Origin of the sequence: Plantactinospora sp. BB1 (genome assembly GCF_003030385.1) — a bacterium.
Taxonomy (GTDB): domain Bacteria; phylum Actinomycetota; class Actinomycetes; order Mycobacteriales; family Micromonosporaceae; genus Plantactinospora.
The window spans coordinates 7,141,107-7,166,010 of the sequence record NZ_CP028159.1 but is presented as its reverse complement, the minus strand read 5'-3'; the positions used below and the strand labels follow the sequence as shown (position 1 = coordinate 7,166,010).

Genomic DNA, 24,904 nt, shown 5'->3' with positions numbered 1-24,904 from the left:
TGGCAGGTCGTGCCGCACAACGGGCACCGGCCCGTACCGCTGCCGAGCGGCGGCGGCCCGACGCCGCCGTACGCGGCGGTGCCGCAGCCGGTGACACCACCCACCCCGCCCAAGCCCCGGGTCGACTTCGCGGTGGTCCGGGAACTCCGGCGCGAGTTGAGCGAGCGGTTGACCCTGTGGCAGCGCGGCCGGGAGTTCAGCACCGCCGAGGAGGACGTCGAACGGGCCCGGCTCGCCGTGGCGGTGGTCGCCGAGTACGCCGACTCCACCCGCCGGGCCGGTACCCCGATGTCGGCGGCCGAGGAGCGGATGCTGCTCGACCAGGTCAACGCGGAACTCGTCGGGCTGGGCCGGTTGCAGACCCTGCTGGTCGACAACTCGATCGAGGAGGTGCACATCCTCGGCTGCGACTCGGTGCGGATCACCCGGCGCGGCGGTGGCGTCGACTGGGCCGAGCCGATCGCCGACAGCGACGAGGAGATGGTGGAGATCCTCCAGGCGGCGGCACGCCGGGCCGGGGCCACCGAGCGGTCCCTCTCCACCTCGAAGCCGACCCTGGACCTGCAACTGCCGGACGGCAGCCGGCTGGCGGCGGTCTTCCTGGTCAGCCACCGCCCGTACGCGGTGATCCGCAAGCACAACACCATCGAGGTGACCCTCGACGACATCTCCGGCGGCCGGGCCGACCTGGACGAGATGCTCGACGTGCTGGTCCGGGACTTCCTCCGGGCGGCGATGCGGGCCGGGCTGAACATCATGGTCGCCGGGCTGGCCGGGGCGGGCAAGACCACGGTGATCCGGGCCATGATGGACGAGATCCCGGCCGACGAGCCGTACGTGCTGCTGGAGGAGAGCCGCGAGCTGCTGCCCGCCCGGCGGGGCCGCAAGCACCGGGCGGTGATGAGCTTCGAGTCCCGGGAGGGGCACGGCGACCGGGGGCCGGACGGGCGGCCGGCGGGTGAGGTGACCATCGCCGACCTGATCCCGGTGGCGCTGCGGATGGGCGTACTCCGGATCATCGTCGGCGAGGTCCGGTCCCGGGAGATCGTGCCGATGCTCCAGGCGATGACCACCAGCCGGGGTTCGATGTGCACCATCCACGCCCGTACCCCGGCCGGGGTCAGCGAGCGGATCATCGAGCTGGCGCTGTCGCACGGCCGGGAGATGACCGTCGAGCAGGCCCGGCGGATGGCCGGCAACGCGCTCGACCTGATCGTCTACGTGACCATCGAGGACGAGACCGCGATCGGCGGTCGCAAGCACCGCTTCGTCTCGCACGTCGAGGAGGTGGTCGGGGTCGGCGAGGGCAACCGGATCACCACGACCACCGTCTTCGGGCCGGGGCCGGACGGCCGGGCGGTCCCCCGGCACCTGCCGGAACGGGTCCGCGACCAGTTGCTCCGGGTCGGGTACGACGCGCGGCTGCTGACCCGCTACATCGAGGCGGGTACCGGCGCGTGGCGGCGGCCCCGGCACAGTCGACTCGGGCGGCCGGCATGAGGCGTCGGGTCCGCCCCGGCGAAGGTGCTCGGGGCGCGGGGGTGGCATCGTGACGCTGCCGTCGCAGATCGAGCTGATCGCCGTACTCTCCGGAATCGCCTGCGCGACCGGGCTGGTGCTGGTGGTGGCCGCGCTGGTCGGGACGAAACGGCCGGCGGCGCCGCGCCGCGACTCGGTGCTGCGCCGGCTCTGGCTCGGCCCGGGGACGAGCGCCCGGGAGCGGCGGGCGCACCAGACGCTACTGGTCGGGGCGGTCGTGGCCGGGGCGGTGGCGTTCCTGCTCACCGGGCTGCCGGTGGTCGGGCTGCTGGTCGCCGTCGCGGTGCCGGGCGTGCCGTGGCTGCTCGGCACCGGCCGGGCCGAACGGCGGGCGATCAACCGGATCGAGGCGATCGGCGAGTGGACCCGCCGGCTGAAGGACGTCTCCGGCACCGGCCAGGGCCTCCAGCAGGCGATCATCGGTACGGTCGCGACCGCACCGGACCAGGTCGACGAGGAGGTACGCCTGCTCGCCGCCAGGCTGGCGGCCGGCTGGCAGGGGCGGGCCGCACTGCTGGCCTTCGCCGAGGAGATCGGTGACCCGGTCTGCGACCAGGTGGTCGCCGCGCTGATCCTGCACCTGACCGACCGGGGTGAGCGGTTGGGTGACGTGCTCGGGGCGATCGCCTCGGCGGCGGCGGCCGAGGTGGTGACCCGGCGTGAGGTGGAGGCGAAGCGGGCGCAGCCCCGGTTCGCGGTGCGCTTCCTGACCGGGATGACCCTGCTGGTCCTGGCGTACGGGCTGCTGAACCCGGACTACATGGAGCCGTACGGCACCCCGGACGGGCAGTTGGTGATGGTACTGCTCGGTGCCGCCTTCGTCGCCCTGCTGGCCTGGGTACGGGCGATGAGCCTGCCGCCCCGGCCGGCCCGGTTCCTCGCCCCGCCGGACCGCGAGGCGGCGCTGAAATGATTTTGAACTGGCATCTGACGTTCGGGGTACTCGGCGGCGCCGCCGTCGGGCTGGGCCTGTTCCTGCTGGTCCGGGAGGCGTTGCCGGCGACTCCGGCGCTCGGTCCGGCGCTGCGCCGGCTGCACCAGCCGGCCGGGTTGAGTCGTCCGGCCCGGGCGTCCCGCCGCGATCTCGACTGGCTCGCCGGTACGGCCCGCTGGCTGCGTCCGCCGCACCGGCAGCTCGCGCTGATCGGGCAGTCGCCTGAGCAGTACACGCTGTCGTTGCTGCTCTCCGGGCTGATCGGGCTGGCCACTCCGGCGGTGTCGACCGCGATCCTCTTCCTGGCCGGGATCCGGCTGCCGTTCGTGGTGCCGACCGTCGGCGCGCTCGGCTTCGCGCTGCTCTGCGTGCTGATGGCGCACCGGAGCGTACTGGTCAAGGCGGAGCGGGCCCGGCGCGAGTTCCGGCAGGCCGTCTGCGCCTATCTGGACCTGGTCGCCCTGCAACTGTCGGCCGCGCACGGTCCGGTGCAGGCGCTGGAGCGGGCGGCCGAGGTCTGCGACGGCTGGGTCTTCGAGCGGATCCGGGAGGCGCTGCGGCTGGCCCAGTTGCAGATGCACTCGCCCTGGGACGAGCTGCGCGACCTGGCCGAGAAGATCGGCATCCCGGAACTCGGCGACGTGGGGGCGATCATGCAGTCCTCCGGCACCGAGGGCGCACAGGTGCACGACTCGCTGCGGGGCCGGGCCGACTCGCTGCGCGACCAGATCCGGACCGACAACCTGGCCCGGGCCGAGGCGGTGACCAGCCGGCTGGACGTGCCGGGCGCGCTGCTGGTCTTCGTACTCGTCGGCTTCGTGCTCTATCCGTTCGTGGCCCGGATCTGACCCCGACCCACCGTTGCCCTGAAGGGAGACCGCAATGTCGATCATCAACTACCTGCACATTGCGTTCGTCGTGCGGATCGCCGAGCTGCGCCGTACCGGTGAGGGGGATCGGGGTGACAGCCCGGTCCCGACCGCAGTGATCATCTTTGGTCTGGTGGCCGCCGCCCTGGCGGTCACCGTCGCCGTGTCCCGCAGCGTCACCGACTGGATGGACGCCATTCCAGAGCCGGGCGGCGGCGCCGACACCGGTGGCGACCCCGGACTGCCGCAGGACTGATCCGTGCCAGGACCGCGCGACCGCATCCGGCACCGGCCTCCGGCGACGACCGCCGGGCGCCGGTGGCGCCGGCGCGGTGATGGGCGGCTGGTCCGTGTGCGGCGGGACCGGATCCTCGGCGGGCGGCTGGCCGGGGTGGAACGGGACCGGGGCGCCAACCCCGTCGAGTTGGCCGTGCTGATGCCGGCCATCCTGATCCTGCTGCTCGCCTCGATCCAGGCCGCCGCCTGGTTCATCGCCCGGGCCACCGCGCTGAACGCCGCCCAGTCGGCGGTCGGCGCGCAACGCGCCTACCAGGCCGAGCCGGGGGTGGGGCAGCAGCGCGCCGAGGACTTCCTGGAGCGGGCCGGCGACTGGCTGGTCGGCTGGGAGGTGACGGTCACCGCCGTGGAGCCGGACGACACCCAGGTGAGCGCCACCGTCACCGGCGAGCCGCTCCGGGTCGTGCCGCTGATCTCGCTGCCGCCGATCAGCGAGACGGCCTTCGGCACCGTGGAACGGTTCACCGACGAGGAGACGCCGTGACGACCGTGCGGGACGGCGCGCGGCGGCTGCGGGGGCGCGGCCGGGACCGGGGTTCGGTGTCGGTGGAGACCGCGATCCTCACCCCGGCCTTCCTCGCCCTGGTCGCGCTGGCCGGGGTCGCCGGCCGGACCGCCGTCGCGCACGAGGCGATCGAGGCCGCCGCGCACGACGCCGCCCGGGCCGCCTCGATCTCGCGTACGGCGGGCGACGGGCGGGACGCGGCACGGGCGGCGGTGCGGAGCCGGCTCGACGCGGAGGGGCTCTCCTGCTCGGACGAGCCGGAGTTGGACTTCGCCGGTACGGTCGACGGCCAGCGCACCGGCTTCGACGAGGCGTACGTGACCGGCCTCGGCACCGACGCCTCGGTCGTCGTCACGGTCACCTGTGACGTCTCGGTACGGGACCTGCGGATGCCGCTGCTGCCGGGCGTACGGAGGTACAGCACCGTCGAGGCGACGTTCGCGTCCCCACTGGACCGGTACCGTGGCAGAACTCTCGGGTTCGGGATTACTGAAGCTCCTTTCGTGGCGAACCCGAGTACGGGTGGTGCCTAGTGAGCGCAGTGCCAGGCTTGGGTTCGAGGTTTGGAGTAGTGGTCTGGCGCCTCAGGCAGTGCGGTGCCGGTGATGATCAGTGTCCGCCTCTGGCCATCTTCAACAGCGTCATTGCGGTGAAGACGGCCCCCACTGGGTCGGTCGGCGGGATGATGACGTGGGCACGAGGGAAGAGAAATTCGATCACCATCTCTTCCCCGATTTTCGCCAGTACCTCTGATGGCAGATCGCTGATCTTGGTCAACTGCTTCAGGGTCTGGGTGATGTCGCGGTGCCACTCGTCCATATCTTCCGGGCTGGGCGCGGTGCGGTTGAGGTCAAGGTTCGAGTTGGCCAGAGCGTTCAGTAGCTCGGTTTGGTGGCTTTGTTCGGTGATCGCGCGGCCGACGATGTTGGCAGCGACCGTGAAGATCTCCTGGCTTGCTTCCCTCCTTGCCTGCTCGTCCTTGAGGTCACCGAAGGCTTCGAGTCGATCCGTGAGAAGCTGGCGCTCCTGGGGCTTCTGCTCCGAAATTCTTCGAGCAACTTCGAGCAGCGACGATGTCCGGGTCCTGTCGTGGTCTGGTGGCGTTGGTGACTCGCCTGCTGCCGGGACCTGCTGGCCCTCGGTGAGGTTGGTGTTGTCCTCCGGGTCAGATTCCTGCTCGGGATTGCCGTGGTCGGGGGTGACCTCGGTGGGCGCTTCCACCGGTCGCCTCTCCGGCGGTGCGGTGATATCGAGCGGTGTCGCGGCTTCGGGTAAATCGCCCTGCGGCAGCGGCTCAGCCGCGCGAGTGATGATCGGCGTCGCGGCTTGGGGTAGATCGCCCTGCGGCGACCTGTTCCCGATCTCCGTTAGGAGGTTCGGGATCGCATCTGGTTGTTTGGGGAGGTCCATAGCGGCCTGCTCCGTCCGGTGGTGGTGCCATCAACGGTATCGAGCGGTGTCACGCGGCGAGATCTCAACGACTTGGTGGCGCTTCAGCGGCGATACGTCACCGTGGTGTACGCCCACAACCAGTCGGGAGCCGACCAGCATTGGGATGGCCGGCGCTGGTTCAGGGCAGCGAGCTGATGTCTTTCGTCACGGTGTCGTGCCGAACGAGATCGGGGTGGTCGACGGTCTTGGTGTAGTGGGTGCAGGCCGGGACCGAAAGACCCTTTCGGCAGCTCAAGACAACTTGGCCAGGAAGAAACTCGTGACACTCCTGACACGGAGCGCCCAGTGAACGCCCGCGTCGGGTCGGGGCGGCCGGTCGGGCCGGACGCCGGACGGGTCAGCCTCTTCCTCGCGGTGGCGCTGATCGGCGTACTCGCGATCATCGGGCTGGCGTACGACGGCGCCGGCCAGCTCCGCACGATGCAGCGCGCCGACAATCTGGCGGCCGAGGCGGCCCGGGCCGGCGGCCAGGCGATCGACCTCGGGCAGTTGCTCCTCGACGGCACCACCCTGTTGGACCAGCCGGCCGCCCGGACGGCGGTCGGCAACTACCTGGCGAGCGTGGACGGCGTCGAGCGCTGGGAGGTCGACTTCGCGGTCGCCGGGGACAACTCCACGCTGACGGTCAACCTCGAACTCGACTACGACACGGTCTTCCTCGACCTGTTCGGTTTCGCCGACAACATCACGGTGCCCGGTACGGCCACCGCGACACTCCTCACCACGACGAACCGCTGAATAGGGGGCATAGCCATGCCTGCATCCCGGGCGGCCCGCCGGGCCGGCCAGTTCTGCACCGGGCTCGGAGCGTTGATCGTCCTGATCGGACTGCTGGTCGGCGCGCCCCTCGCGCTGCTCGCCCTGGCCGGCAATCCGCTGCCGGACCACGTGCCGGGGCTCGACGAGATCGGCACCGCGCTGACCAGCCGGGACGACGGGCAGCTCTTCCTCCGGGCACTGGCGGTCGTCGGCTGGGCCGGCTGGGCCACCTTCGCCCTCTCGGTACTCGTCGAGATCCCGGCCCGGATCCTGCGCCGGCCGGCGATCCGGCTGCCCGGACTCGGCCGTCAGCAACGCTGGGCCGCGACCCTGGTCGGCTCGGTGGCACTGGTCCTGGCGGTCAGCCCGGCCGCCACCGCCGCCAGCACCGTCCTCGGGCCGACGGCGGCGGCAGCAGCCGCCCAACCGGGCCTGGTGGGGCCACCGGAGACGGCCGGGCAGCCGGTCGGCGTCGGGCAGGCGGCGCCCGGGGTGCAGCCGGTCAGCGGGGACGGGCCGGCGTCGGGGCCGGCGCCGCACTGGCTGGCGGCGGAACCGGCCTCCGGGCCCGCGCCGCAGTGGCTGGCCGGGAAGCCGGAGGAGCAGCCGGAGCCGGTCTACCGGGTGGAGAAGGGTGACTACCTGGGCCACATCGCCGGCCGCTACCTCGGCGACTTCGACCGTTATCCGGAACTGGCCCGGCTCAACGAGATCCGCGACCCGGACCGGATCCGGCCGGGCCAGCTACTGAACCTGCCGCCGGCCGCCGAGGACCGGGGTGCCCGCCAGCACGCCACCGGGCTGGTCGCGACCCCGCCGCCGCCCGGTGGCTGGCCGCAGACCGTACCCGCCGACCCGGCGCCGAAGACCGGGCAACCGGAGGCTGGACAGCCGGAAACTCCGCAACCGCCGCCCGGTACCCGGCCTCCGGCCGAGCCGCCGCCCGCGCAGCCCTCCGGTGGTGACGACGACGGCACCACGTACCGGGTCACCGCCTCCCGGGCCGGTGCGGCGGAGGAACTGAACCGGCCACTCGCGGTCTCCGCGGTGATCGCCGTGGCCAGCATCGTCGGCGCGCAGGTCGGTGCGGTCTTCGGGCTGCGCAACCGCTCGGGCCGCCGGCCTTCCTTCGGCAACGGTCGACATCGGCAACACGACTGAACGGCAGGGACGGCCGGCCGGCCCGGGACAGCCGTCAGGCGACGGACAGGCCCTGTGCGGGTGTCCGGTCGGTCAGGACGCCGACGTGGGCGACAAAGGCTCGCCACGGTTCAGGGCCGACGGTCAGCGCCGGCCCGGCCGGATCCTTGCTGTCCCTGACCGCGACGACGCCGGGCAGGTTGGCCGCGACCTCTACGCAGGCACCACCGCTGCTGTTGCTCCGGCTGCTCTTCCGCCACTCCGCGTTGGTCAGGTCCACGTCTCCGCCACCTCCGCTATCAACTCGATCGACTGCTGGTGAGGGAGCGCCTCGCCCCGGATCGAGTCCCAGACATCGAGCATATGGTTCACGTAATCCGCACGGTCGACCATCTGCCCGTGGAAGTGGCCTTCGAAGTACGCGACCGGCTCACCGACCGGCGGGGTGGCGATGATGAACGGCCCGTCGAGCCCGGCGTACGCGCCGACTCTGGACGGTACGACGTGGATCCGCACCTGAGGCAGGCTGGTACCGACCTTGACCAGGTGCAGGAGCTGTTCACGCATCACCGCAGGGCCGCCGATCGGTCGGCGCAGCGCGGACTCGTCAAGAACGACCGTGAACAGCGGCGGCTTGTCCCGAGTCAGGATCTCCTGTCGGTCCAGCCGGGCGGTCACCTGCTGCTCGACCTCCTCGGTGGTGAGCAGGCCGGTGCTGGACAGCACTGTCCGGGCGTACGCCTCGGTCTGGAGAAGGCCCGGCACGTACGCCGGTTCGAACCAGCGCAGCGCTTTGGCCTCCTGCTCGACGCCGGCCCACTCACGGAAGTACTGAACGATGATCTCTCGGCTGATCCGCTTCTGGATCCGTTCGAACCGCCCGTCGGTGTCGAACAGCCTGTCGCAACGACGGGCGAAGTCCAGGCTCGGACGCCGCCCGCAGTTCTCCACCTTGGCCACCATCGCCTGGGAATAGTTGATCGCCTCGGCGAGCGCTTCCTGCGACATACCTGCCGCCGACCTGGCGAGCCGCAGTTCCTCGGCGAAGTGTTCGAGCATGGGCGAGCGCTCCATGGAGTCCTCCGGGCGATACGGGTGAATGCGGCCCACGCCGATGCAGAACGCCGTACCGGGAGTGCAGCGCGCATATCCGCTGATGCAGACGGATGTAAACCCTGCACAGGCTAGCGCCACGAACTCCGGAAAGAAACGTCTCGATTGCGGAACGTAAGGATCAAGTATGGACTGTCCTCAGGGCAGGCGGGTCTGTAGGACGCCGCCGACCACCCGGGTGGGCAGGACCTGCTGGTCGGTGCTGGCCGGGCCGTGCACCACCTCGCCGCCGTCCAGCTCGAACATGCTGCCGTGCCAGGGGCACTTCACGCAGGTCCGCCCGTTCTCCTGGACGACCTCGCCGGCACCGAGCGGGCCGCTCTGGTGGGCGCAGCGTTCCAGCATCACCGTGACGTCGTCGCCCTGCCGGTAGACGATGACCGCGATGTCGTCGATCCGGCGGGTCAGCAGTTCCTTCTCCGGCAGCGCGGACATGTCCGCCAGCGCGTGCCAGCCGTCCTCGATCCGGCGCAGGTCCGGCACGCCCTGGTTGACGTTGGCCGCCTGCTTGTAGGCGAGGTGCCCGCCGATGAACCCGCCGCTGCCGGCGGCGGCCAGGCCCAGGTAGCCGAGGGTACGGCCGAGGCCGGGCCGGCCGGAGAGTCGGGCGGCCAGCGAGCCCGCGTACATCGCGATGGCGACGCCGTTGGCGAGCGCGTGCACCAGGCCCACCCGCTGCTGCTCCCGGGAGAGTGCCCCCCAGTCGTTCCAGCCGGAGATCGCGGTCGGCACCGCGACGGCCGTGCCGACCGCCACCAGGGTGGTGGCGGCGCGCCGCTGGTTCGGCATCAGGTCCAGCACCGCGGTACTCATCCAGGCGCCGATCGGCACCTGCACCAGCGCCGGATGCAGCGGATGCCCGATCGGCACCCCGTGCAGGAGGTCGCGCAGCCACTGCGGCCGGATCGCCGCGGCGACGACCCGCTGCATGCGTTCCGCCGTCCGGTCCAGGCCGGTCGCCTGCTCAAGTTTCAGGATCGCTCGCACCGACCCGGACTACCCGGCGCCTGGCCGGACAAACCTCGCGGCTCGACAGAGCCGTCCGATATCACCCGGCCGGGTTACCCGGGCGTCCTCCGGGTAGACCGGCCGACATGCGGATCGCGATCACCGGAGCCACCGGCAACGTCGGTACGGCGTTGCTGCGTCGGCTGGCCCGCGAGTCGGACATCGAGGTGATCGGCATCGCCCGGCGCTGCCCGCCGCCGGACGCCGGGCCGCCGTACGACCGGGTGCGGTGGCACGCCGCCGATCTCGGGGACCCCGCCTGCCTGCACTCGCTCGCCGAGCGGCTCGCCGGGGTGGACGCGGTGGTGCACCTGGCCTGGCAGATCCAGCCCGGTCACCACCGGGCGCGGCTGCGCCAGACCAACATCAACGGCAGCCGGCACGTCCTCAACGCGATGCTGGCGGCCGGGGTACCGAAGCTGGTGTACGCGTCGTCGGTCGGGACGTACGCCCCCGGGCCGAAGGATCGGCGGGTCGACGAGAACTGGCCGGTCACCGGCGTCGGCCGCTCCGGTTACAGCGTCGACAAGGCGGCCGTGGAGGCGATGCTCGCCGACGCCGAGCGGGACTATCCGGTACTCCGGGTCACCCGGCTGCGCACCGCGCTGGTGCTCCAGCACGACGCCGGTGCCGAGGTCACCCGCTACTTCCTGGGCCGGTTCGCCCCGGTCTCGCTGCTCCGCTCGGGGCGGCTGCCGGTGGTACCGAGGCACCGGCGGCTTCGGGTCCAGGTGGTGCACGCGGACGACGCCGCGGAGGCGTACCTGCGGGCGTTGCGCAGCGACCGGACCGGCGCCTTCAACATCGCCGCCGAGCCGGTGGTGGACGGGCCGCTGGTCGCGGCGGAGCTGGGCGGTTGGGCGGCGCCGCTGCCGTTGACGCTGCTCCGGCTGCTGGCCCGGGCCGCCTGGTGGACCCGGCTGGTGCCGATGGACGAGGGTTGGCTGGAAATGGGTGCGGCGGTACCGCTGCTGGACTGCTCGCGGGCCGAGCGGGAGTTGGGCTGGCGACCCCGGCGGGACGCCCGGGACGCGCTGCGGGACCTGCTCGCCGGGATCGCCGCCGGCTCGGGGACGACCAGCCCGCCGTTGCGGCCGACGGAACGGTTCGCCGACCGTCAGGCGGCCTGACGTGGCACAGTCGAGCCTCATGGAGGGCGTCATGGACCGGACCCGGGTGCAGGACTGGATCGTCGGATACGAGCGGGCCTGGCGTGCGCCGGGCACCGAACCGCTTGCCGCGCTCTTCACCCCGGACGCGAGCTACCTGCCGGGGCCGTACCAGCGGCCGGTGGTCGGCCTGCACGACATCGGCGAGATGTGGGAGGCCGAGCGGGAGGGGCCGGACGAGGAGTTCGAGATGACCAGCCAGATCGTTGCGGTGGACGGCGACGTCGGGGTGGCCCGGATCGAGGTCCGGTACGGCAACGGCGAGGAGTTCCGGGATCTCTGGATCATGACTTTCGCCGGGGACGGCCGGTGCGCGGCGTTCGAGGAGTGGCCCTTCTCGCCGCCCTCCTGACCAGCCGGCACCGGCCGCCCCGACACGTCCCCGGGAACGTCTCCGTCAGCGCATGCCCAGCACCGCCTGGACGATGGCCCCGGTGACCTGGTTCTGGCCGTCGCCCTTGGCGTCGGTCGAGGTCACCGAGTAGGCGACCCGGAACGAGCCGTCCCGGGTGCCGGCGAGCGCGGCGGAGTAGCCGTACCGGGAGCCGGACTTGACCCAGAGGGTTTCCCCGGTCGGCAGCCGGAAGGCGGTCAGCCCGACGCTGTAGAGCGCGGGTCCGCCGTCGACGTCGTCGACCGCCGGCAGGGTGAACATCTCGGCGAGCTGGGCGGCCGGGAGCAGCCGGCCGCCGAACAGCGCTTCGGCGAAGGTGTCCAGGTCGGCCAGGGTCGAGATCAGGTCACCGGCGGCCGGGGTGATGCTCTGGTTCCAGTTCGTCACGTCGACCAGCGTGCTGGTCCCGTTCCGGGTCACGCTCTGGTAGCCGTGTGCGTGCGGGCCGCGGATCGTCGGGTCGTCGCCGGGGACGTACGTGTCGTGCAGGCCGAGCGGCTGGAAGATCTGCCTGCGCATCTCCCGGGCGTACGAGTGGCCGGTCACCTTCTCGATCAGCATCCCGGCGACGATGTAACCCATGTTGGTGTACTGCTGCTTCTTCCCGGGGTCGAACGCGCGCTCGTTGCGCAGTCCGAGCCGGACGAGCTGCTCGGGCGTCCACCGGTCGTAGCGGTGCGCGAGCGCCCACTCGATGTCGTCCGGGAGGGTCGGGCTGGGCAGTCCGCTGGTGTGGTCGAGCAGTTGCCGTACGGTCACCGTCGGATAGTCGGCGGGCAGCAGGCCCGGCAGGTACCGCTGGACCGGGGCGCCCAGGTCGATCCGGCCCTCGGCGGCGAGCTTGAGCACCACCGTGGCGGTGAACACCTTGGTCACGCTGCCGATCCGGAACCGGGCGTTGCGCGGCACCGGCGCCTCGGTGCGCAGCTTCGCCACACCGGTGGCGCCGGTCCAGCAGCCGTCGGGGGTGGTCACCCGGACCTGCGCGCTGGTCGCCACCGCCTCGTCGGGAAGGCCGGCCATCGCCTGTTCCAGGGCGGCCGTCTCCAGGTGGCCGGCCGGGCAGGCCGCGGGTCTGTGCCGGGCGGCGGTCGGGCCGGCGGCGCTCGCGGGCGAGGCGAGCGGGGCGGCGCCGAGTGCGGCGGCGGCCACCAGGGCGACGGCGCGGGTACGACCCTTGCTGATCTTCATCGTCCGAGTCTGTTGCCGTACCGCACCTCCGGGCATCCGGTCGCTGCCCTGGCCTGACCCCGAAGCCACCACCTAGGGGTCCGGTACCGTCGGCCGCGACGACACGGCACGCGGGGGGAACGGCATGACGGTCCGGGACGACGGCAACGGTGGCGGCAACGGTGGCGGCGACGGCGGTGCCGAGGTTCTCGCGGTCGGCCAGCCGGTGACCGTCCGCCTGGTCAAGGCTCCCCGGCCGGACCTGAGCTATCCCGCGTCGGTGCTCTCCGACGACGGCACCCACCTGGTGGTCCGGGCTCCCTGGGGCAAGGACGTCGTCCGGGACATGGGCTTCGTCCGGTTCGTGCCGGGCGACGTCTGGACCGAGCACTACTGGCGGGACCGGTGGTACTCGGTCAAGGAGGTGTACGACGCCGCCGGCACCCTCAAGGGCTGGTACTGCGACGTGTCCCGGCCGGCGACCGTCCGGGACGGCGTGGTCGTGGTGCCGGACCTGGACCTCGACCTGTGGGTCTCCGCCGACCTGAGCCAGGTGCTCCGGCTCGACGAGGACGAGTTCGTCGCCAGCGGCCTGCCCGAGCGGGAGCCGCAGACGGCCGCCCGGGCCCGGCAGGCCCTCGACGAGCTGGCCGAACTGGCCGTCAGCGGCTTCGACACGATCACCGGCCGGTAACCCGCTCGCCTTCGGGGCGGCCCGGGCCGGAGGATGATCGGCATGTCCGGGACGTACACCTGCACCGTGGGCCCGTCGGGGGCGGAGCCGGCGCGGGCCGGCGTGGGCCGGCTCGCCGCCCTGGCCGGGCCGGACGCGGTGCCGCCGCCGCTGCTGATGCTGCTCGGCATGGTCTCCACGCAGGTCGGCGCGGCGATCGCCACCCAGCTGTTCCGGACCACCAGCCCCGGCGGTACGACCGCACTGCGGCTCGGCTTCGGCGCCCTGGTGCTGCTCGCGGTGGCCCGGCCGGCACTGCGGCTCGGCTGGCGCACCGCCGGGCTGGTCGCGGCGTTCGGGGTGGCGATGGCCGGGATGAACCTCGCCTTCTACACCGCCCTGCAACGGGTGCCGCTCGGCATCGCGGTCACCATCGCGTTCACCGGCCCGCTGCTGGTCTCGGTCGCGACCAGTCGTCGGGCCCGGGACCTCGGCTGGGTCGTGCTGGCCGGGCTGGGGGTGGCGCTGCTCGCCGGCCTGCTCGACCTCGGCACCCTGACCGGCTCCGGCTCCGGTGGCGGTGGCGGCCCGGACGGGACGGGCCGGCTCGACGGTACGGCGCTGCTCTGCTGCGGGCTCATCGCGCTGGGCTGGGCCGGTTACGTCGTGCTCGGCAAGGCGGTCAGCACCCGGCTGGGCGGCAGTCGGGGCCTCGCCCTCGGCATGGCGGTCGGAGCGGTCTGCGTACTGCCGTTCGGGATCGCCGGCAGCGGAACGGCGCTGTTCGACCCGTGGACCATGACGCTGGGGCTCGGCGTCGCGCTGCTTTCCTCGGTGCTGCCGTACTCGGCCGAGATGGCGGCACTGCGCCGGATGCCGGCCCGGGTCTTCGCGGTACTGCTCAGCCTGGAACCGGCGATCGCGGCGCTGGTCGGCCTCGCCCTGCTGCACGAGACGCTGGGCTGGCCGCAGCTGCTCGGCATCGGCTGTGTCGTCGCCGCCTCGCTGGGCGCCCTCACCGGCCGGTCGGGGCGGACCGGCTGAGACCGACCGGCGATATTGGGGGGTGCGGAGCCGGGGAGTGGGACGGCATCCTTGTTCGGTGGGCGTACGAGTTGAGCAGAACGGTCCGGTGCGGACGGTCGTACTGTCCCGGCCGGAGACCAGGAACGCGGTGGACGGCCCGACCGCGCGGGAGCTGGCCGCCGCGTTCCGGAGCTTCGACGTCGACCGGGAAGCCTCGGTCGGGGTGCTCTGGGGCGAGGGCGGCACGTTCTGTTCCGGCGCCGACCTGAAGGCGATCACCACACCCAGCGGCAACCGGGTCGAGCCGGAGGGGGACGGCCCGATGGGCCCGACCCGGATGCGGCTCGGCAAGCCGGTGATCGCCGCCGTCTCCGGGTACGCCGTCGCGGGCGGGTTGGAGTTGGCGCTCTGGTGCGACCTGCGGGTCGCCGAGTCCGACGCGGTGTTCGGGGTGTTCAGCCGACGGTGGGGCGTACCGCTGATCGACGGCGGGACGGTGCGGCTGGCCCGGCTGATCGGGCAGAGCCGGGCGATGGACCTGATCCTGACCGGTCGACCCGTCCCGGCTCCGGAGGCGTACGAGATGGGGCTGGTCAACCGGCTCGTCGAGCCGGGCGAGGCACGGGCCGCCGCCGAGGCGCTGGCCGCCGAGATCGCCGGCTTCCCGCAGACCTGCCTGCGCAACGACCGGCTCTCCGTGCTGGCCGCTGCCGGTCGGCCGGAGGAGGAGGCCATGCGCACCGAGTTGGCGTACGGGATGAACTCGCTCGCCACCGACGCCACCGAGGGGGTGGCCCGGTTCACCTCCGGCGAGGGCCGGCACGGGTCGTACACCCCGGCGTGACGCCCGGCCGGCGGGCGGCTCGGAGCGGCGGGCGGCTCGGGGTCAGGCCGGCAGCGCCGGCAGCGGCGGGAGTGGGAGGGGCAGCGCGGGCAGGTCGTCGATGCTGCTGCCGACGTGGTCCTTGCGCTCGCAGTACGCGGCGAACTCCTCGTCGGTCTTCCGGCCGAAGTAGTCGGCGTGCAGCGTCCGCTCCTCCCGGTAGTCCATGAACGGGACGGAGTAGCCGCAACTGTCGCTGATCCGCCCTGCGGTGACCAGCACGATCGCCCGCAGTCCCGGCGAGCCGGACTGCTCCGGGAAGTGCCGGATCAGCTCCGCCCACCGGGGGTCGTCCCGGAACACCGCCTCGCCCCGGCCGTGCACCCGGACGATGTTCGGCGGGCCCTCGAAGGCGCACCACATCAGCGTGATCCGGCCGTTCTCCCGCAGGTGCGCGACGGTCTCCGCCCCGCTGCCACCGAAGTCGAGATATGCCACGGTCCGCTCGTCGAGCACCGCGAGCGACCCGGCGAGCCCCTTCGGCGAGAGGTTGACGTGCCCGTCGGCGGCGAGCGGCGCGGTCGCCACGAAGAAGACCTTCTGCTGCTCGATGAAGGTGCGTAACCTGCCGTCGATCCGGTCGTACGTCTTTCCCATCTGGCCATCCTCCCTGCTGAGCCCCGGCCCACCGTAGTCGCGCCGGGCAACTCCGCCCGGTCGGGAGAGGGCGGTGCGCCACCTCGGGCGGGCGGGTCAGCCGGGCGGTGAGCCCGCCGGCGGCGGGGTCGGCGTCCCCACCGCCGGCGTGCACCACCGCGACACCGGTGAGGTCGGCGTACCCACCGGAGCCGGCACCGCCACGGGGGCGGTGGCCGCCACGCCCGGCCCGCGTACCGTCAACTCGCGTCGGCGGTACGCAGCCAGACGGCGGTGTCGGACGGCAACAGGTCACCATCCACCGGCCGGCTGGCCAGCAGGCGGCCCTGATGCGACGGAAGCTCCACGGGAGCCTCGGAGAGGTTCACCACGCAGGCGAACCCGGGATCGCGGGCGAAGGCGAGTACCCCGTCCGGCGCCGGCAGCCAGCGCAGCGTGCCGTCGCCGAGCGCGGGCAGGCTCCGCCGGATCCGGATCGCCTCGCGGTACAGCTCCAGCATCGAGTGCGGGTCGTCGGTCTGCGCCTGCACGGTCTGGTCCTTCCAGGCGGCCGGCTGCGGCAGCCAGGGCGGGGTGGAGGCGTCCTCCGGGCTGAACCCGAACGGCGCGGCGTCCCCCGCCCACGGCAGCGGCACCCGGCAGCCGTCCCGGCCGGGGTCGACGAATCCGGAGCGCGGATACATCGGGTCCTGTCGCAGCGCCGGTGGGATGTCCTCGACCTCCCAGAGCCCCAGCTCCTCGCCCTGGTAGACGTAGGCGGCGCCGGGCAGGGAGAGCGAGAGCAGCGCGGCGGCGCGGGCCCGCACCGTGCCCAGTTCCAGGTCGGTGTACGTCCCCTCGCGCTTGCTGGCGAAGCTGAACGTGGTGTCGGCCCGACCGTAGCGGGTGACCACCCGCGTCACGTCGTGGTTGGAGAGCACCCAGGTGGCCGGGGCGCCGATCGGGGCGTGTTCGGCGAGCGTGCCGTCGATGCTCTCCCGCAGCTTCGCCGCGTCCCAGGCGCAGCTGAGGAAGTCGAAGTTGAAGGCGGTGTGCAGCTCGTCCGGGCGCAGGTAGTTGGTGAACCGCTGCCGGTCCGGCAGCCACACCTCGCCGATCAGCGCACGCGGCTCGGGATAGCTGTCGGCGATCCGCCGCCAGCTCCGGTAGATGTCGTGCACCCCGTCCAGGTCGTGGAAGGGATGCGGCGCGCCGTCGACCACCTCGGGCAGGGTGGCGTCCTTGAGCAGCAGCGCCGCCGAGTCGATCCGGATGCCGTCCACGCCCCGGTCGAACCAGAACCGGAGGATCTCCTCGAACTCGGCGCGTACCCGGGGGTGGTCCCAGTTGAAGTCGGGCTGTTCGGCGGCGAAGAGGTGCAGGTACCAGTCGCCGGGGGTGCCGTCCGGGTTGGTGGTCCGGGTCCAGGTCTGGCCGCCGAACTCGCCGATCCAGTCGGTCGGCGGCTGGTCGCCGTCCGGGCCGCGTCCGGGACGAAACCAGAACAGTTCCCGCTCCGGCGCGCCCGGACCGCCGGCCAGCGCGGCCTGGAACCACGGATGCCGGTCCGAGCAGTGGTTCGGCACCAGGTCGGCGATGATCCGCAGGCCCTGCCCGTGCGCCTCGGCGATCAGCTCCTCGACCTCGGCGAGGGTGCCGAAGACCGGCTCGATGGCCCGGAAGTCGGAGACGTCGTAGCCGGCGTCGGCCATCGGCGACGGATACCACGGACCGAACCAGATGGCGTCGACGCCCAGCCCGGACAGGTAGCCCAGCCGCTTCCGGATGCCGGCGATGTCGCCGATGCCGTCACCGTTGTCGTCGGCGAAGCTGCGCGGGTAGACCTGGTAGATCACCGCGTCTCGCCACCACCGGCGGTCGCGCTCTGATGTGGACACGAGTACCTGCTCTCTGGATCGGTCCGGCGAGCGTTCCACCGGCACCTGCACGCGGGGCCCGGGGTCGGAGTGATGCTGGGACCTCTGATGTGCCTCGTTTCGTGCCGATGACGATACAAACTCGATTGCGGCACCGCAATAATCCGACAGAACTCTGAAAGATGACGACGGGAGTTCCTTGGCGCCGGGCGGGTGGCAGACGGGTGGCAGAGCTGCGCAGAGCAGGGACGCCGGTCGCCACGCCGCCGCTGGGCAGGCACCGGACGTGCCCGGTCAGCCCGGGCGGGTCGGCCGGGGCGGGCCGACCGAGGCGCGGTACGGCCCGGCGGAGGTGGGGTGGAGATCCCGGTGGCGGTCAGTGCCCGGGTGCCGGGGCGGTCGAGCCGCGTACCACCAGCTCGGGCTCGAAGAGCAGCTCGTCGGTGAGCACCCCGACCCCCTCGATCTGGTTCACCAGCAGGTCCACCGCGGCCTGGCCCATCATCTCGATCGGCTGCCGCACGGTGGTCAGCGGCGGGTCGGTGCAGGTCATCAGCGCCGAGTCGTCGAAGCCGACCACCGAGATGTCGGCCGGCACCGACCGCCCCAGCCGACGGGCCGCCCGGATGGTGCCGAGCGCCATCACGTCGCTGGCGCAGATGATCCCGGTGACGCCGCGCTCGATCAGCTTGCTCGCCGCGACCCGGGCACCCTCCATGGAGAAGCTGGACCGCTCGACACACTCCTCGTCGTCGGCCCAACCGGCGACGTTCGCCATCGCGGCCAGCTTCCGGCGGGACGGTACGTGGTCGGCCGGGCCCAGCACCAGACCGATCCGCTCGTGGCCGAGCGACCGCAGGTGCCCGTACGCCTGCTCGACCGCCACCGCGTCGTCGGTCGACACGCACGGGAAGCCCAGCTCGTCGACACCGGCGTTGACGAGTACCACCGGCAGGCCCCGGTCGGTGAGCCGCCGGTAGTGGTCGTGCGGCGCGTCGGCCAGCGCGTACGAGCCACCGGCGAAGATGACTCCGGAGACCTGGTGGTCCAGCAGCATCTCCACGTAGTCCATTTCGGAGATTCCGCCGATGGTCCGGGCGCAGAGCGCCGGGGTGAGCCCGCGCTGGGCGAGCGACCCGGTGACCACCTCGGCCAGGGCCGGGAAGATCGGGTTCTGCAACTCCGGCAGGACGAGCCCGACCAGCCGGGCCCGTTCGCCGCGCAGCTTGCTGGGGCGCTCGTAGCCGAGCACGTCCAGGGCGGTGAGCACGGCGACCCGGGTGCTCTCGGAGACGCCGCCCCGGCCGTTGAGCACCCGGCTCACCGTGGCCTCGCTGACCCCGGCCTTCCGGGCCACCTCGGTGAGTCTTCTGGTCACGGCCGCGATAGTACGACAGGTACTTGCAAAAACCGAACCAAAGTTCGCCGGCCTACTGCAACAGTTCGCGTACCGCCGTCTCGATCGCGCGGTGGAAGGTCGGATAGGCGTAGATCATCCGGGCCAGCGTCGTCACCGGAACCTCGGCGTGTACCGCCACCGCGAGCGCGCTGAGCACCTCGCCACCGACCGGCCCGGCCGAGGTCGCGCCGACCAGTACGCCCCGGTCGGCGTCGGCGACCAGCTTGATGAAGCCCTCGTCGCCGACCTGGTGGATCCAGCCCCGGCTGGACTCGGAGAGCGGGGTGAAGGCGGTCCGGACGTTCAGTCCCCGGTCCCGCGCCTGCCGCTCGGTCAGCCCGACCGCGCCCACCTCGGGATCGGTGAAGGTGACCCGGGGCAGCGCCCGGTAGTCCGCCCGGGGCCCCTCCCCGGCCGTGTCGCCGAGCACGCCGGCCCGGCGCAGGATGTCGTCGATCGCGATCCCGGCCTGGTACATCGCCACGTGGGTGAAGGCGCCGTGCCCGGTCAGGTCGCCGACCGCCCAGATCCCGTCGCCGGCCCGCATCCGGTCGTCCGTGGCCACGAACCGTGCCGTCGGGTCCAGGCCGACCGTCTCCAGGCCGAGCGTGTCGAGTACGGCCCGGCGGCCGGTGGCCACCAGCAGCCGTTCGCCCCGGAGCTGGTCACCGTCGGTCAGGTGCACGGTGAAGCCGCTCCCGTCGTGCTCCACCCGTTCGGCCCGGGCGCCGGTGTGCACCGTCACCCCGTCCGCGCGCAGCGCCGCGGCGACCCGTTCCGACGACTCCGGCTCCTCCTGGGCGAGGATCCGCTCGCCCGCCTCCACCATGCCGATCCGGACACCGAACCGGGCCAGCACCTGGGCGACCTCCGCGCCGATCGCCCCGCCGCCGAGGATCACCACCGACCCGGGCAGTTCGGATAGCTCCATCGCCTCCCGGTTGGTCCAGTACGGGGTGCCGGCCAGCCCGGGCACCGGCGGGATCACCGGGGTGGTGCCGGTACCCAGCACGACGCCGACCCGGGCCCGGAACGTCTCGTCGCCGACCCGGACCAGGCCGGGGCCGACCAGCCGGCCGGAGCCCCGGACGAACCGGCCGCCCCTGGAGGTGAACCGCTCCACCCCGGCGTCGTCGGTCCAGCCGGCGGTGGCCTCCTCGCGGATCCGCTTGGCCACGATGCTGAAGTCCGGCTCGACCCGGGCCTGCCCGGCCAGCTGGTCGACCCGGCGCGCCTCGGCCAGCGCGTTCGCGGCCCGGATCATGATCTTGCTCGGCACGCACCCCCAGAACGGACACTCGCCGCCGACGAGGTCGCGCTCGATGCCGACGACCGAGAGGCCGGCGGCGGCGAGCCGGTTCGCCGTCTCCTCACCACCGACGCCCAACCCGACCACCACCACGTCGACCTCCGCCGTCACCTCCGTGGTCGCGGTCTCGTCGGTCTGCACGTGCGTCCGCTCCTGTTCAGCCATACCGCCAGCTTTCCCGATCCGTCCCCGGCCGACCAGGTGGATCGGTCGGTCAGCTCGGTCGCGTCTGTCCTGATTTCGGCTCCGTCGGCAATCCCTTGTCATCATCTGCCGTAATCAAGTCGTGTCTTTGCAGCAGACGATCGACATCTTGCTGGAATGAGTTCGTCTCGCTACAGTGACCGCACTCACACACGACGCCACCCAGCTCCAGGGCCCGGTCACACGGCGGGTCCGGACCAGCCGCAGGACACCGCCACGGTGACGATCCCGCGGACCCGCACAGGTCATGGAGACTCCCGTTCCCGAAGGGATGGACAGATGTCCGTACCGCAGTACCGGAAGGCCGCGGCGCTGGCGCTCGTGGCCGGCCTGGGACTCAGCCTCACGGCATGCTCCACGAAGAGCGACGACGGCGACTCGAACGCCGGCGGCAAGGTCACCATCACGGTCGACTGCCAGCCGGTCGGCTCCCAGAAGGAGCTGTTGCAGAACTGGAACGCCGACGTCGCCGAGTTCCAGCGGCAGAACCCCGACATCGTCGTCAAGAGCGTCAGCGTCGGCGAGCAGTGCAACAACCCGCCGGACTTCACCGCCCGGCTCGCCGGCGGCACCGTGACCGACGTCTTCTACGGGTACATGACCGACCTGCAACAGGTGCTGGACTCCGGTCAGGCGATGGACATCACCGAGTACGCCAACAAGGAGAACGTACCGACCTGGGACAGCGTCGACCCGGCGCTCAAGGAGGTCTTCACCGACGGCGGCAAGCTCTACGCCGTACCGGTGAAGAACTACTCGATGGGGCTGGTCTACAACAAGGTCCTCTTCCAGCAGGCCGGACTGGACGTGAACAACCCGCCCAAGACCTGGGCCGACGTCCGGGCCGCCGCCAAGAAGATCTCCGCGCTCGGCAACGGCGTCGCCGGGTACTCGGAATACAGCGCCGGCAACACCGGCGGCTGGCACTTCACCGCCCTGCTCTACTCCCAGGGCGGCCAGGTCCTGACCCCGGACGGCAAGAAGGCCGACTTCAACAACCCGATGGGCCGGCAGGTCCTACAGAACCTCAAGGACATGCGGTACGGCGACAACAGCATGGGCGCCCGGCAACTGCTCCAGTGGGGTGACCTGCTGACCAACGCCGCCGCCGGCAAGGTCGGCATGTTCATCGGCGCACCGGACGCCACCCAGGCGATCGTCAGCCAGTTCCAGGGCAAGTTCCAGGACTGGGCGATGGCCCCGATGCCCGGCCAGGACGGCCCGGCCAAGGGGACGCTCGGCGGCGGCGAGGGTTACTTCTTCAAGAAGGGCCTCACCCCGGAGCAGGTTAAGGCCGGTCTGAAGTGGATCGCGTACCAGAAGCTGACCCCGGGCAAGGGCCAGTTCGACTACGTACGCGCCAAGCCGCAGAACTACCCGGTCGGGCTGCCGCAGCCGCTGCTCTTCGCCAACGGCAGCGAGGCGCAGAAGCAGGAACTCGAACTGCGCAAGGCGAACGCCAACCTCGACACCGCGAACTTCGCGCTCTTCGAGGCGACCCCGGTCCCGATCAAGGGTGAGCCGCGCAACGCGCAGGCGATCTACGCGGTGCTCGACGCGGCGATGTCCGGGGTGCTGACCAACCCGAACGCGAACGTCGACGCGCTGCTCAAGACGGCGGAGGACAAGGTCAACCAGCTCCTGGCCGCCGAGAGCTGATCCCGGCGGGGTGGGGGCCGACGGCACCGGTCCCCACCCCGCCGCCGCACCAGTACGGTCACCGACTTCCCAGGAGTTGCCTTGGCGATCACCACCGCCCCGGGTACCACCAGACCGGGTCGCCCCGCCCGGCCGTACCCGGCACCGCCACGGCCCAGCAGCGGTTTCGGCCGGAAGGTCCGGGACAACCTGACCGGGCACGCGTTCCTGATCGGCGCGGTGGTCTGCTTCGCCGTCTTCTCCTGGTACCCGATGGTCCGCGGCGTCGTGATGAGCTTCCAGCGCACCCGGCGCGGCGAGACCACCTGGGTGGGCTGGGACAACTACCTGCGGATCCTCGACGACCCGAGCTTCTGGCCGGCCTGGAAGAACACCATCTACTTCACGGTACTGGCGCTCGTCCTCGGCTACGCGGTGCCGTTCTTCGTGGCGATCCTGCTCAACGAGTTCCGGCACGCCAAGGGGTACCTGCGGATCCTGGTCTACCTGCCGGTGATGCTCCCGCCCGCCTCGGCGCTCTTCCTCTTCAAGTACTACGCCTACGACCCCAGCGAGGCCGGACTCTTCAACGCGGTACTCAAGGCGCTGCACCTGCCGACCTCGGAGTGGATGCAGTCGCCGGAGATGACGATGCCGGCGATGGTGATCGCCTCGACCTGGATGAACATGGGCAGCGCGGTGCTGATCTATCTGGCGGCGTTGCAGAACATCCCCGGCGAACTCTACGAGGCGGCCGAGCTGGACGGCGCCGGGATCTGGCGGCGGATCGTCAACGTCACCGTCCCGCAGACCCGGCTGATCCTGCTGCTGCTGGCGATGCTCCAGATCGTCGCCACCATGCAGCTCTTCATCGAGCCGCTGATCCTCGCCAACGGGGCCGGCGCGGAGGACTCGGCGACCTCGGTGGCGTACCTCATCTACCAGCACGGGTTCTTCCAGAACGACCTCAACGGCGCGGCGGCGCTCGGCGTGATCATGCTCGTGGTACTGGCCGGCTTCTCCGCCGTCTACGCCCGACTGACCGCGAAACAGGACTAGGACAGGCGAGACATGGCACAGGACTCCGGCACCCGGACCCTCATCTCCCCCGCCCAGCTCCGCCGGGGACGCGGCAGGGTCGTCTACTGGACGCTGCTCACCGTCGTCGTGGTGGTGTTCACGCTGGTTTTCCTCGGCCCGCTCTACTGGATGGTCACCGGCGCGCTCAAGTCCGGCCAGGAGATCGCGCAGACCCCGCCGACCCTCTTCCCGCGCGATCCGCAGCCGCAGAACTACGTCGATGCGTGGAACAACCTGGACCTGGCGAAACTGCTCTTCAACACGTTCTACTACGCGGCCGGGGCGCTGCTGTTCCAGCTCGTCCTGGACACCGCGGCGGCGTACTCGCTGTCGAAGCTGCGGCCGGTCTTCGGCAACGCGATCCTCGGGCTGATGCTGGCGACGCTGATGATCCCGGCGATGGTGCTGATCGTCCCGCAGTACGTGACCGTGATCGACCTGCCGATCCTGCACATCAACCTGCTCGACTCGCCGTTCGCGATCTGGCTGCCCCTGGTCGCGAACGCCTTCAACATCTTCCTGCTGAAGCGCTTCTTCGACTCGATCCCCGAGGACCTGATGGCGGCGGCCCTGATGGACGGCGCGACGCCGCTGCGCACGCTCTGGTCGATCATCCTGCCGATGTCCCGGCCCATCCTCGGGGTGGTCTCCATCTTCGCCGTGACGGCGGTCTGGAAGGACTTCCTCTGGCCGAAGCTGGTGATGCCGTCGCCGGAGACCCGTACGGTCAGCGTCGGCATCTACGCCTTCGCCGGCGGTACCCCGATGAACGTCGTGATCGCCGCCTCGGTGATCGCGGCGATCCCGACCGTGGTGATCTTCCTGATCTTCCAACGGAACATCATGTCCGGGCTGACCACCGGCAGCATCAAGGGCTGACCGCCGGGAGCATCACGGGCTGACCGCAGAAAGCATCAGGGGATGGCCAGCCGCTCCGGCGCCCCGCGACCCGTCCGGGGCGGCGCCCCCGGTGCCACCACCGGAGTGCCGGTCGGGGTCACCAGGGCCCGCGCGGCGACCGCCGCCCGGCGTCGGCGCGGCACCACGGCCCGGCCGGCGAAGACGTCGTACCCGGCGGCGACCACCTCGTCGAGGATTCCGCCGTAGAGCAGGTAGGCGGTGCGGATGCAGGACTGCGAGGCCGGGGCGAGCAGGGTCACCCCGGGCGCCGCGGCGAGGTAGTGCTCCCGGGCGCGGCTCACCTCGTACTCGATCAGTTGCCGGATCCGCGGCGTGGCCCGCCCCCGCCGCGCCGCGTCGACCAGGTCGGCCGGGGCGACCCCGAACCTGGCCAGGTCCTCCGCCGGCAGGTAGACCCGGCCCCGGCCGAGATCCTCGGCGACGTCCCGGATGAAGTTGGTGAGCTGGAAGGCGAAGCCGAGCTGCCGGGCCGGCTCCCGGGCGGCGGCCGGGTCGGCGCTGCCCAGGATCGGCAGCATCATCGTGCCGATCGCCGCCGCCGAGCCTTCCATGTAGTCGAGCAGGTCGGCGTAGCGGGGATAGCTGGTCACGGTCAGGTCCATCGCCATGCTGCGCAGGAACGCCGCGAAGTCCGCCCGGTCGAGGTCGAAGACCGCGATGGTGTGCAGCACGGCCGGCAGCAGCGGATCGGCCACCGGCTCGCCGCGCAGCCCGGCGAGGAACCGCTCCGACCAGTCGGCGAGCCGGGCCGTCCGGACCGGGGTCGGCAGTTCCTCGGTCCGGTCCACGATCTCGTCGGCGTACCGGGTGAAGCCGTAGAGCGCGTGCACGTGACGCCGTTTCCAGGCGGGCAGCAGCCTGGTCGCGAGATAGTAGGTCCGGCCGTGCCGTTTGTGCAGCTCACGGCAGCGCTCATAGGACCCGCCGAGACTGGTGTCCACCGACCCTCCAGGAGTATCGACGCATCAA

The 24,904-nt window shown here is 71.7% G+C and carries 26 protein-coding genes; 16 read left to right on the top strand and 10 right to left on the bottom strand.

Annotated features, from left to right (window positions below):
- Positions 1-39 precede the first annotated feature (39 nt).
- The 6 genes from C6W10_RS31375 to C6W10_RS31350 all read left to right on the top strand — a co-directional run bounded on the left by C6W10_RS31375 (position 40) and on the right by C6W10_RS31350 (position 4,677).
- Positions 40-1,500, top strand: coding sequence for a CpaF family protein (locus C6W10_RS31375; RefSeq protein WP_369931463.1), 1,461 nt, complete (start codon positions 40-42; stop codon positions 1,498-1,500).
- A 55-nt stretch (positions 1,501-1,555) separates the two neighbouring features.
- Positions 1,556-2,452, top strand: a complete 897-nt coding sequence (locus C6W10_RS31370; RefSeq protein WP_107264432.1) for a type II secretion system F family protein — start codon at positions 1,556-1,558, stop codon at positions 2,450-2,452.
- Entirely contained in the window at positions 2,452-3,321 is an 870-nt protein-coding gene (locus C6W10_RS31365) for a type II secretion system F family protein (RefSeq protein ID WP_107264431.1), read from the top strand. The genes C6W10_RS31370 and C6W10_RS31365 overlap by 1 nt, the downstream gene beginning before the upstream one ends.
- Positions 3,322-3,355: 34 nt before the next feature.
- Positions 3,356-3,598 (top strand): hypothetical protein, encoded by a 243-nt coding sequence (locus C6W10_RS31360; RefSeq protein ID WP_107262690.1) that lies wholly within the window; start codon positions 3,356-3,358, stop codon positions 3,596-3,598.
- A gap of 87 nt (positions 3,599-3,685) precedes the next feature.
- Positions 3,686-4,123, top strand: a complete 438-nt coding sequence (locus C6W10_RS31355; protein WP_369938725.1) for a TadE/TadG family type IV pilus assembly protein — start codon at positions 3,686-3,688, stop codon at positions 4,121-4,123.
- On the top strand, positions 4,120-4,677 hold the full coding sequence (locus tag C6W10_RS31350) for a TadE/TadG family type IV pilus assembly protein (RefSeq protein ID WP_234361492.1): 558 nt from the start codon (positions 4,120-4,122) through the stop codon (positions 4,675-4,677). The genes C6W10_RS31355 and C6W10_RS31350 overlap by 4 nt, the downstream gene beginning before the upstream one ends.
- 76 nt (positions 4,678-4,753) lie before the next feature.
- Here the strand turns inward: C6W10_RS31350 and C6W10_RS31345 are convergent, their stop codons facing one another.
- Complete coding sequence (locus C6W10_RS31345; RefSeq protein WP_159104830.1) at positions 4,754-5,554, bottom strand: hypothetical protein; 801 nt, start codon at positions 5,552-5,554, stop codon at positions 4,754-4,756.
- 327 nt (positions 5,555-5,881) lie between these two features.
- Between C6W10_RS31345 and C6W10_RS31340 the strand changes: the two genes are divergently transcribed.
- Positions 5,882-6,334, top strand: a complete 453-nt coding sequence (locus tag C6W10_RS31340) for a pilus assembly protein TadG-related protein (protein ID WP_107262688.1) — start codon at positions 5,882-5,884, stop codon at positions 6,332-6,334.
- A gap of 15 nt (positions 6,335-6,349) precedes the next feature.
- Positions 6,350-7,516, top strand: a complete 1,167-nt coding sequence (locus C6W10_RS31335; RefSeq protein WP_107262687.1) for a LysM peptidoglycan-binding domain-containing protein — start codon at positions 6,350-6,352, stop codon at positions 7,514-7,516.
- A 34-nt stretch (positions 7,517-7,550) separates the two neighbouring features.
- On the opposite strand, the gene C6W10_RS31330 is transcribed toward C6W10_RS31335, so the two are convergent.
- The 3 genes from C6W10_RS31330 to C6W10_RS31320 form a co-directional block, all read right to left on the bottom strand.
- Positions 7,551-7,775 (bottom strand): DUF397 domain-containing protein, encoded by a 225-nt coding sequence (locus C6W10_RS31330; protein WP_107262686.1) that lies wholly within the window; start codon positions 7,773-7,775, stop codon positions 7,551-7,553.
- Positions 7,766-8,605 (bottom strand): helix-turn-helix transcriptional regulator, encoded by an 840-nt coding sequence (locus C6W10_RS31325; protein WP_234361491.1) that lies wholly within the window; start codon positions 8,603-8,605, stop codon positions 7,766-7,768. Before C6W10_RS31325 ends, C6W10_RS31330 begins: the two co-directional genes overlap by 10 nt.
- 141 nt (positions 8,606-8,746) lie before the next feature.
- A complete protein-coding gene (locus C6W10_RS31320; protein WP_107262685.1) occupies positions 8,747-9,595 on the bottom strand; it encodes a Rieske 2Fe-2S domain-containing protein in 849 nt (282 codons plus the stop codon).
- A 107-nt stretch (positions 9,596-9,702) separates the two neighbouring features.
- Between C6W10_RS31320 and C6W10_RS31315 the strand changes: the two genes are divergently transcribed.
- Both C6W10_RS31315 and C6W10_RS31310 read left to right on the top strand, forming a co-directional pair.
- Complete coding sequence (locus C6W10_RS31315; RefSeq protein WP_107262684.1) at positions 9,703-10,746, top strand: NAD-dependent epimerase/dehydratase family protein; 1,044 nt, start codon at positions 9,703-9,705, stop codon at positions 10,744-10,746.
- A 31-nt stretch (positions 10,747-10,777) separates the two neighbouring features.
- Positions 10,778-11,137: a nuclear transport factor 2 family protein gene (locus C6W10_RS31310; protein WP_107264427.1), complete on the top strand. Its 360-nt coding sequence runs from the start codon at positions 10,778-10,780 to the stop codon at positions 11,135-11,137.
- Positions 11,138-11,182: 45 nt separating this feature from the next.
- Here C6W10_RS31310 and C6W10_RS31305 read toward each other — a convergent pair whose 3' ends face one another.
- Positions 11,183-12,370, bottom strand: coding sequence for a serine hydrolase (locus tag C6W10_RS31305; protein ID WP_107262683.1), 1,188 nt, complete (start codon positions 12,368-12,370; stop codon positions 11,183-11,185).
- A gap of 124 nt (positions 12,371-12,494) precedes the next feature.
- On the opposite strand from C6W10_RS31305, the gene C6W10_RS31300 reads away from it, so the two are divergent.
- Genes C6W10_RS31300 through C6W10_RS31290 form a run of 3 tightly spaced genes read left to right on the top strand, consistent with a single transcriptional unit; the run spans position 12,495 to position 14,892 of the window.
- On the top strand, positions 12,495-13,043 hold the full coding sequence (locus tag C6W10_RS31300) for a DUF402 domain-containing protein (protein ID WP_107262682.1): 549 nt from the start codon (positions 12,495-12,497) through the stop codon (positions 13,041-13,043).
- Between the two features lie 42 nt (positions 13,044-13,085).
- Positions 13,086-14,066 carry a DMT family transporter gene (locus tag C6W10_RS31295; RefSeq protein ID WP_107264426.1) on the top strand — a complete coding sequence of 327 codons (981 nt, stop codon included), beginning with the start codon at positions 13,086-13,088 and terminating at the stop codon, positions 14,064-14,066.
- Between the two features lie 58 nt (positions 14,067-14,124).
- Complete coding sequence (locus C6W10_RS31290) at positions 14,125-14,892, top strand: crotonase/enoyl-CoA hydratase family protein (RefSeq protein ID WP_107262681.1); 768 nt, start codon at positions 14,125-14,127, stop codon at positions 14,890-14,892.
- A 42-nt stretch (positions 14,893-14,934) separates the two neighbouring features.
- On the opposite strand, the gene C6W10_RS31285 is transcribed toward C6W10_RS31290, so the two are convergent.
- The 4 genes from C6W10_RS31285 to C6W10_RS31270 form a co-directional block, all read right to left on the bottom strand.
- Positions 14,935-15,528, bottom strand: coding sequence for a pyridoxamine 5'-phosphate oxidase family protein (locus tag C6W10_RS31285; protein ID WP_107262680.1), 594 nt, complete (start codon positions 15,526-15,528; stop codon positions 14,935-14,937).
- 239 nt (positions 15,529-15,767) lie between these two features.
- Positions 15,768-17,405, bottom strand: a complete 1,638-nt coding sequence (locus tag C6W10_RS31280; protein WP_107264425.1) for a glycoside hydrolase family 13 protein — start codon at positions 17,403-17,405, stop codon at positions 15,768-15,770.
- A gap of 355 nt (positions 17,406-17,760) precedes the next feature.
- Entirely contained in the window at positions 17,761-18,762 is a 1,002-nt protein-coding gene (locus C6W10_RS31275) for a LacI family DNA-binding transcriptional regulator (protein WP_107262679.1), read from the bottom strand.
- A 52-nt stretch (positions 18,763-18,814) separates the two neighbouring features.
- Complete coding sequence (locus C6W10_RS31270) at positions 18,815-20,257, bottom strand: NAD(P)/FAD-dependent oxidoreductase (RefSeq protein ID WP_107262678.1); 1,443 nt, start codon at positions 20,255-20,257, stop codon at positions 18,815-18,817.
- 318 nt (positions 20,258-20,575) lie between these two features.
- On the opposite strand from C6W10_RS31270, the gene C6W10_RS31265 reads away from it, so the two are divergent.
- The 3 genes from C6W10_RS31265 (at position 20,576) to C6W10_RS31255 (ending at position 23,893) form a co-directional block, all read left to right on the top strand.
- Entirely contained in the window at positions 20,576-21,955 is a 1,380-nt protein-coding gene (locus tag C6W10_RS31265; RefSeq protein ID WP_107262677.1) for an ABC transporter substrate-binding protein, read from the top strand.
- Positions 21,956-22,036: 81 nt separating this feature from the next.
- Entirely contained in the window at positions 22,037-22,993 is a 957-nt protein-coding gene (locus C6W10_RS31260; protein ID WP_107262676.1) for a carbohydrate ABC transporter permease, read from the top strand.
- Between the two features lie 12 nt (positions 22,994-23,005).
- On the top strand, positions 23,006-23,893 hold the full coding sequence (locus C6W10_RS31255) for a carbohydrate ABC transporter permease (protein WP_107262675.1): 888 nt from the start codon (positions 23,006-23,008) through the stop codon (positions 23,891-23,893).
- Between the two features lie 35 nt (positions 23,894-23,928).
- Here the strand turns inward: C6W10_RS31255 and C6W10_RS31250 are convergent, their stop codons facing one another.
- Positions 23,929-24,876 carry a phytoene/squalene synthase family protein gene (locus C6W10_RS31250; protein WP_107262674.1) on the bottom strand — a complete coding sequence of 316 codons (948 nt, stop codon included), beginning with the start codon at positions 24,874-24,876 and terminating at the stop codon, positions 23,929-23,931.
- Between the last annotated feature and the right edge of the window lie 28 nt (positions 24,877-24,904).

Coding starts and splice junctions, on each gene's coding strand:
- C6W10_RS31360 (WP_107262690.1), top strand. CDS start 3,356: ATGTCGATCATCAACTACCTGCACATTGCGTTCGTCGTGCGGATCGCC.
- C6W10_RS31345 (WP_159104830.1), bottom strand. CDS start 5,554: ATGGACCTCCCCAAACAACCAGATGCGATCCCGAACCTCCTAACGGAG.
- C6W10_RS31335 (WP_107262687.1), top strand. CDS start 6,350: ATGCCTGCATCCCGGGCGGCCCGCCGGGCCGGCCAGTTCTGCACCGGG.
- C6W10_RS31315 (WP_107262684.1), top strand. CDS start 9,703: ATGCGGATCGCGATCACCGGAGCCACCGGCAACGTCGGTACGGCGTTG.
- C6W10_RS31310 (WP_107264427.1), top strand. CDS start 10,778: ATGGACCGGACCCGGGTGCAGGACTGGATCGTCGGATACGAGCGGGCC.
- C6W10_RS31305 (WP_107262683.1), bottom strand. CDS start 12,370: ATGAAGATCAGCAAGGGTCGTACCCGCGCCGTCGCCCTGGTGGCCGCC.
- C6W10_RS31300 (WP_107262682.1), top strand. CDS start 12,495: ATGACGGTCCGGGACGACGGCAACGGTGGCGGCAACGGTGGCGGCGAC.
- C6W10_RS31295 (WP_107264426.1), top strand. CDS start 13,086: ATGTCCGGGACGTACACCTGCACCGTGGGCCCGTCGGGGGCGGAGCCG.
- C6W10_RS31285 (WP_107262680.1), bottom strand. CDS start 15,528: ATGGGAAAGACGTACGACCGGATCGACGGCAGGTTACGCACCTTCATC.
- C6W10_RS31270 (WP_107262678.1), bottom strand. CDS start 20,257: ATGGCTGAACAGGAGCGGACGCACGTGCAGACCGACGAGACCGCGACC.
- C6W10_RS31265 (WP_107262677.1), top strand. CDS start 20,576: ATGTCCGTACCGCAGTACCGGAAGGCCGCGGCGCTGGCGCTCGTGGCC.
- C6W10_RS31255 (WP_107262675.1), top strand. CDS start 23,006: ATGGCACAGGACTCCGGCACCCGGACCCTCATCTCCCCCGCCCAGCTC.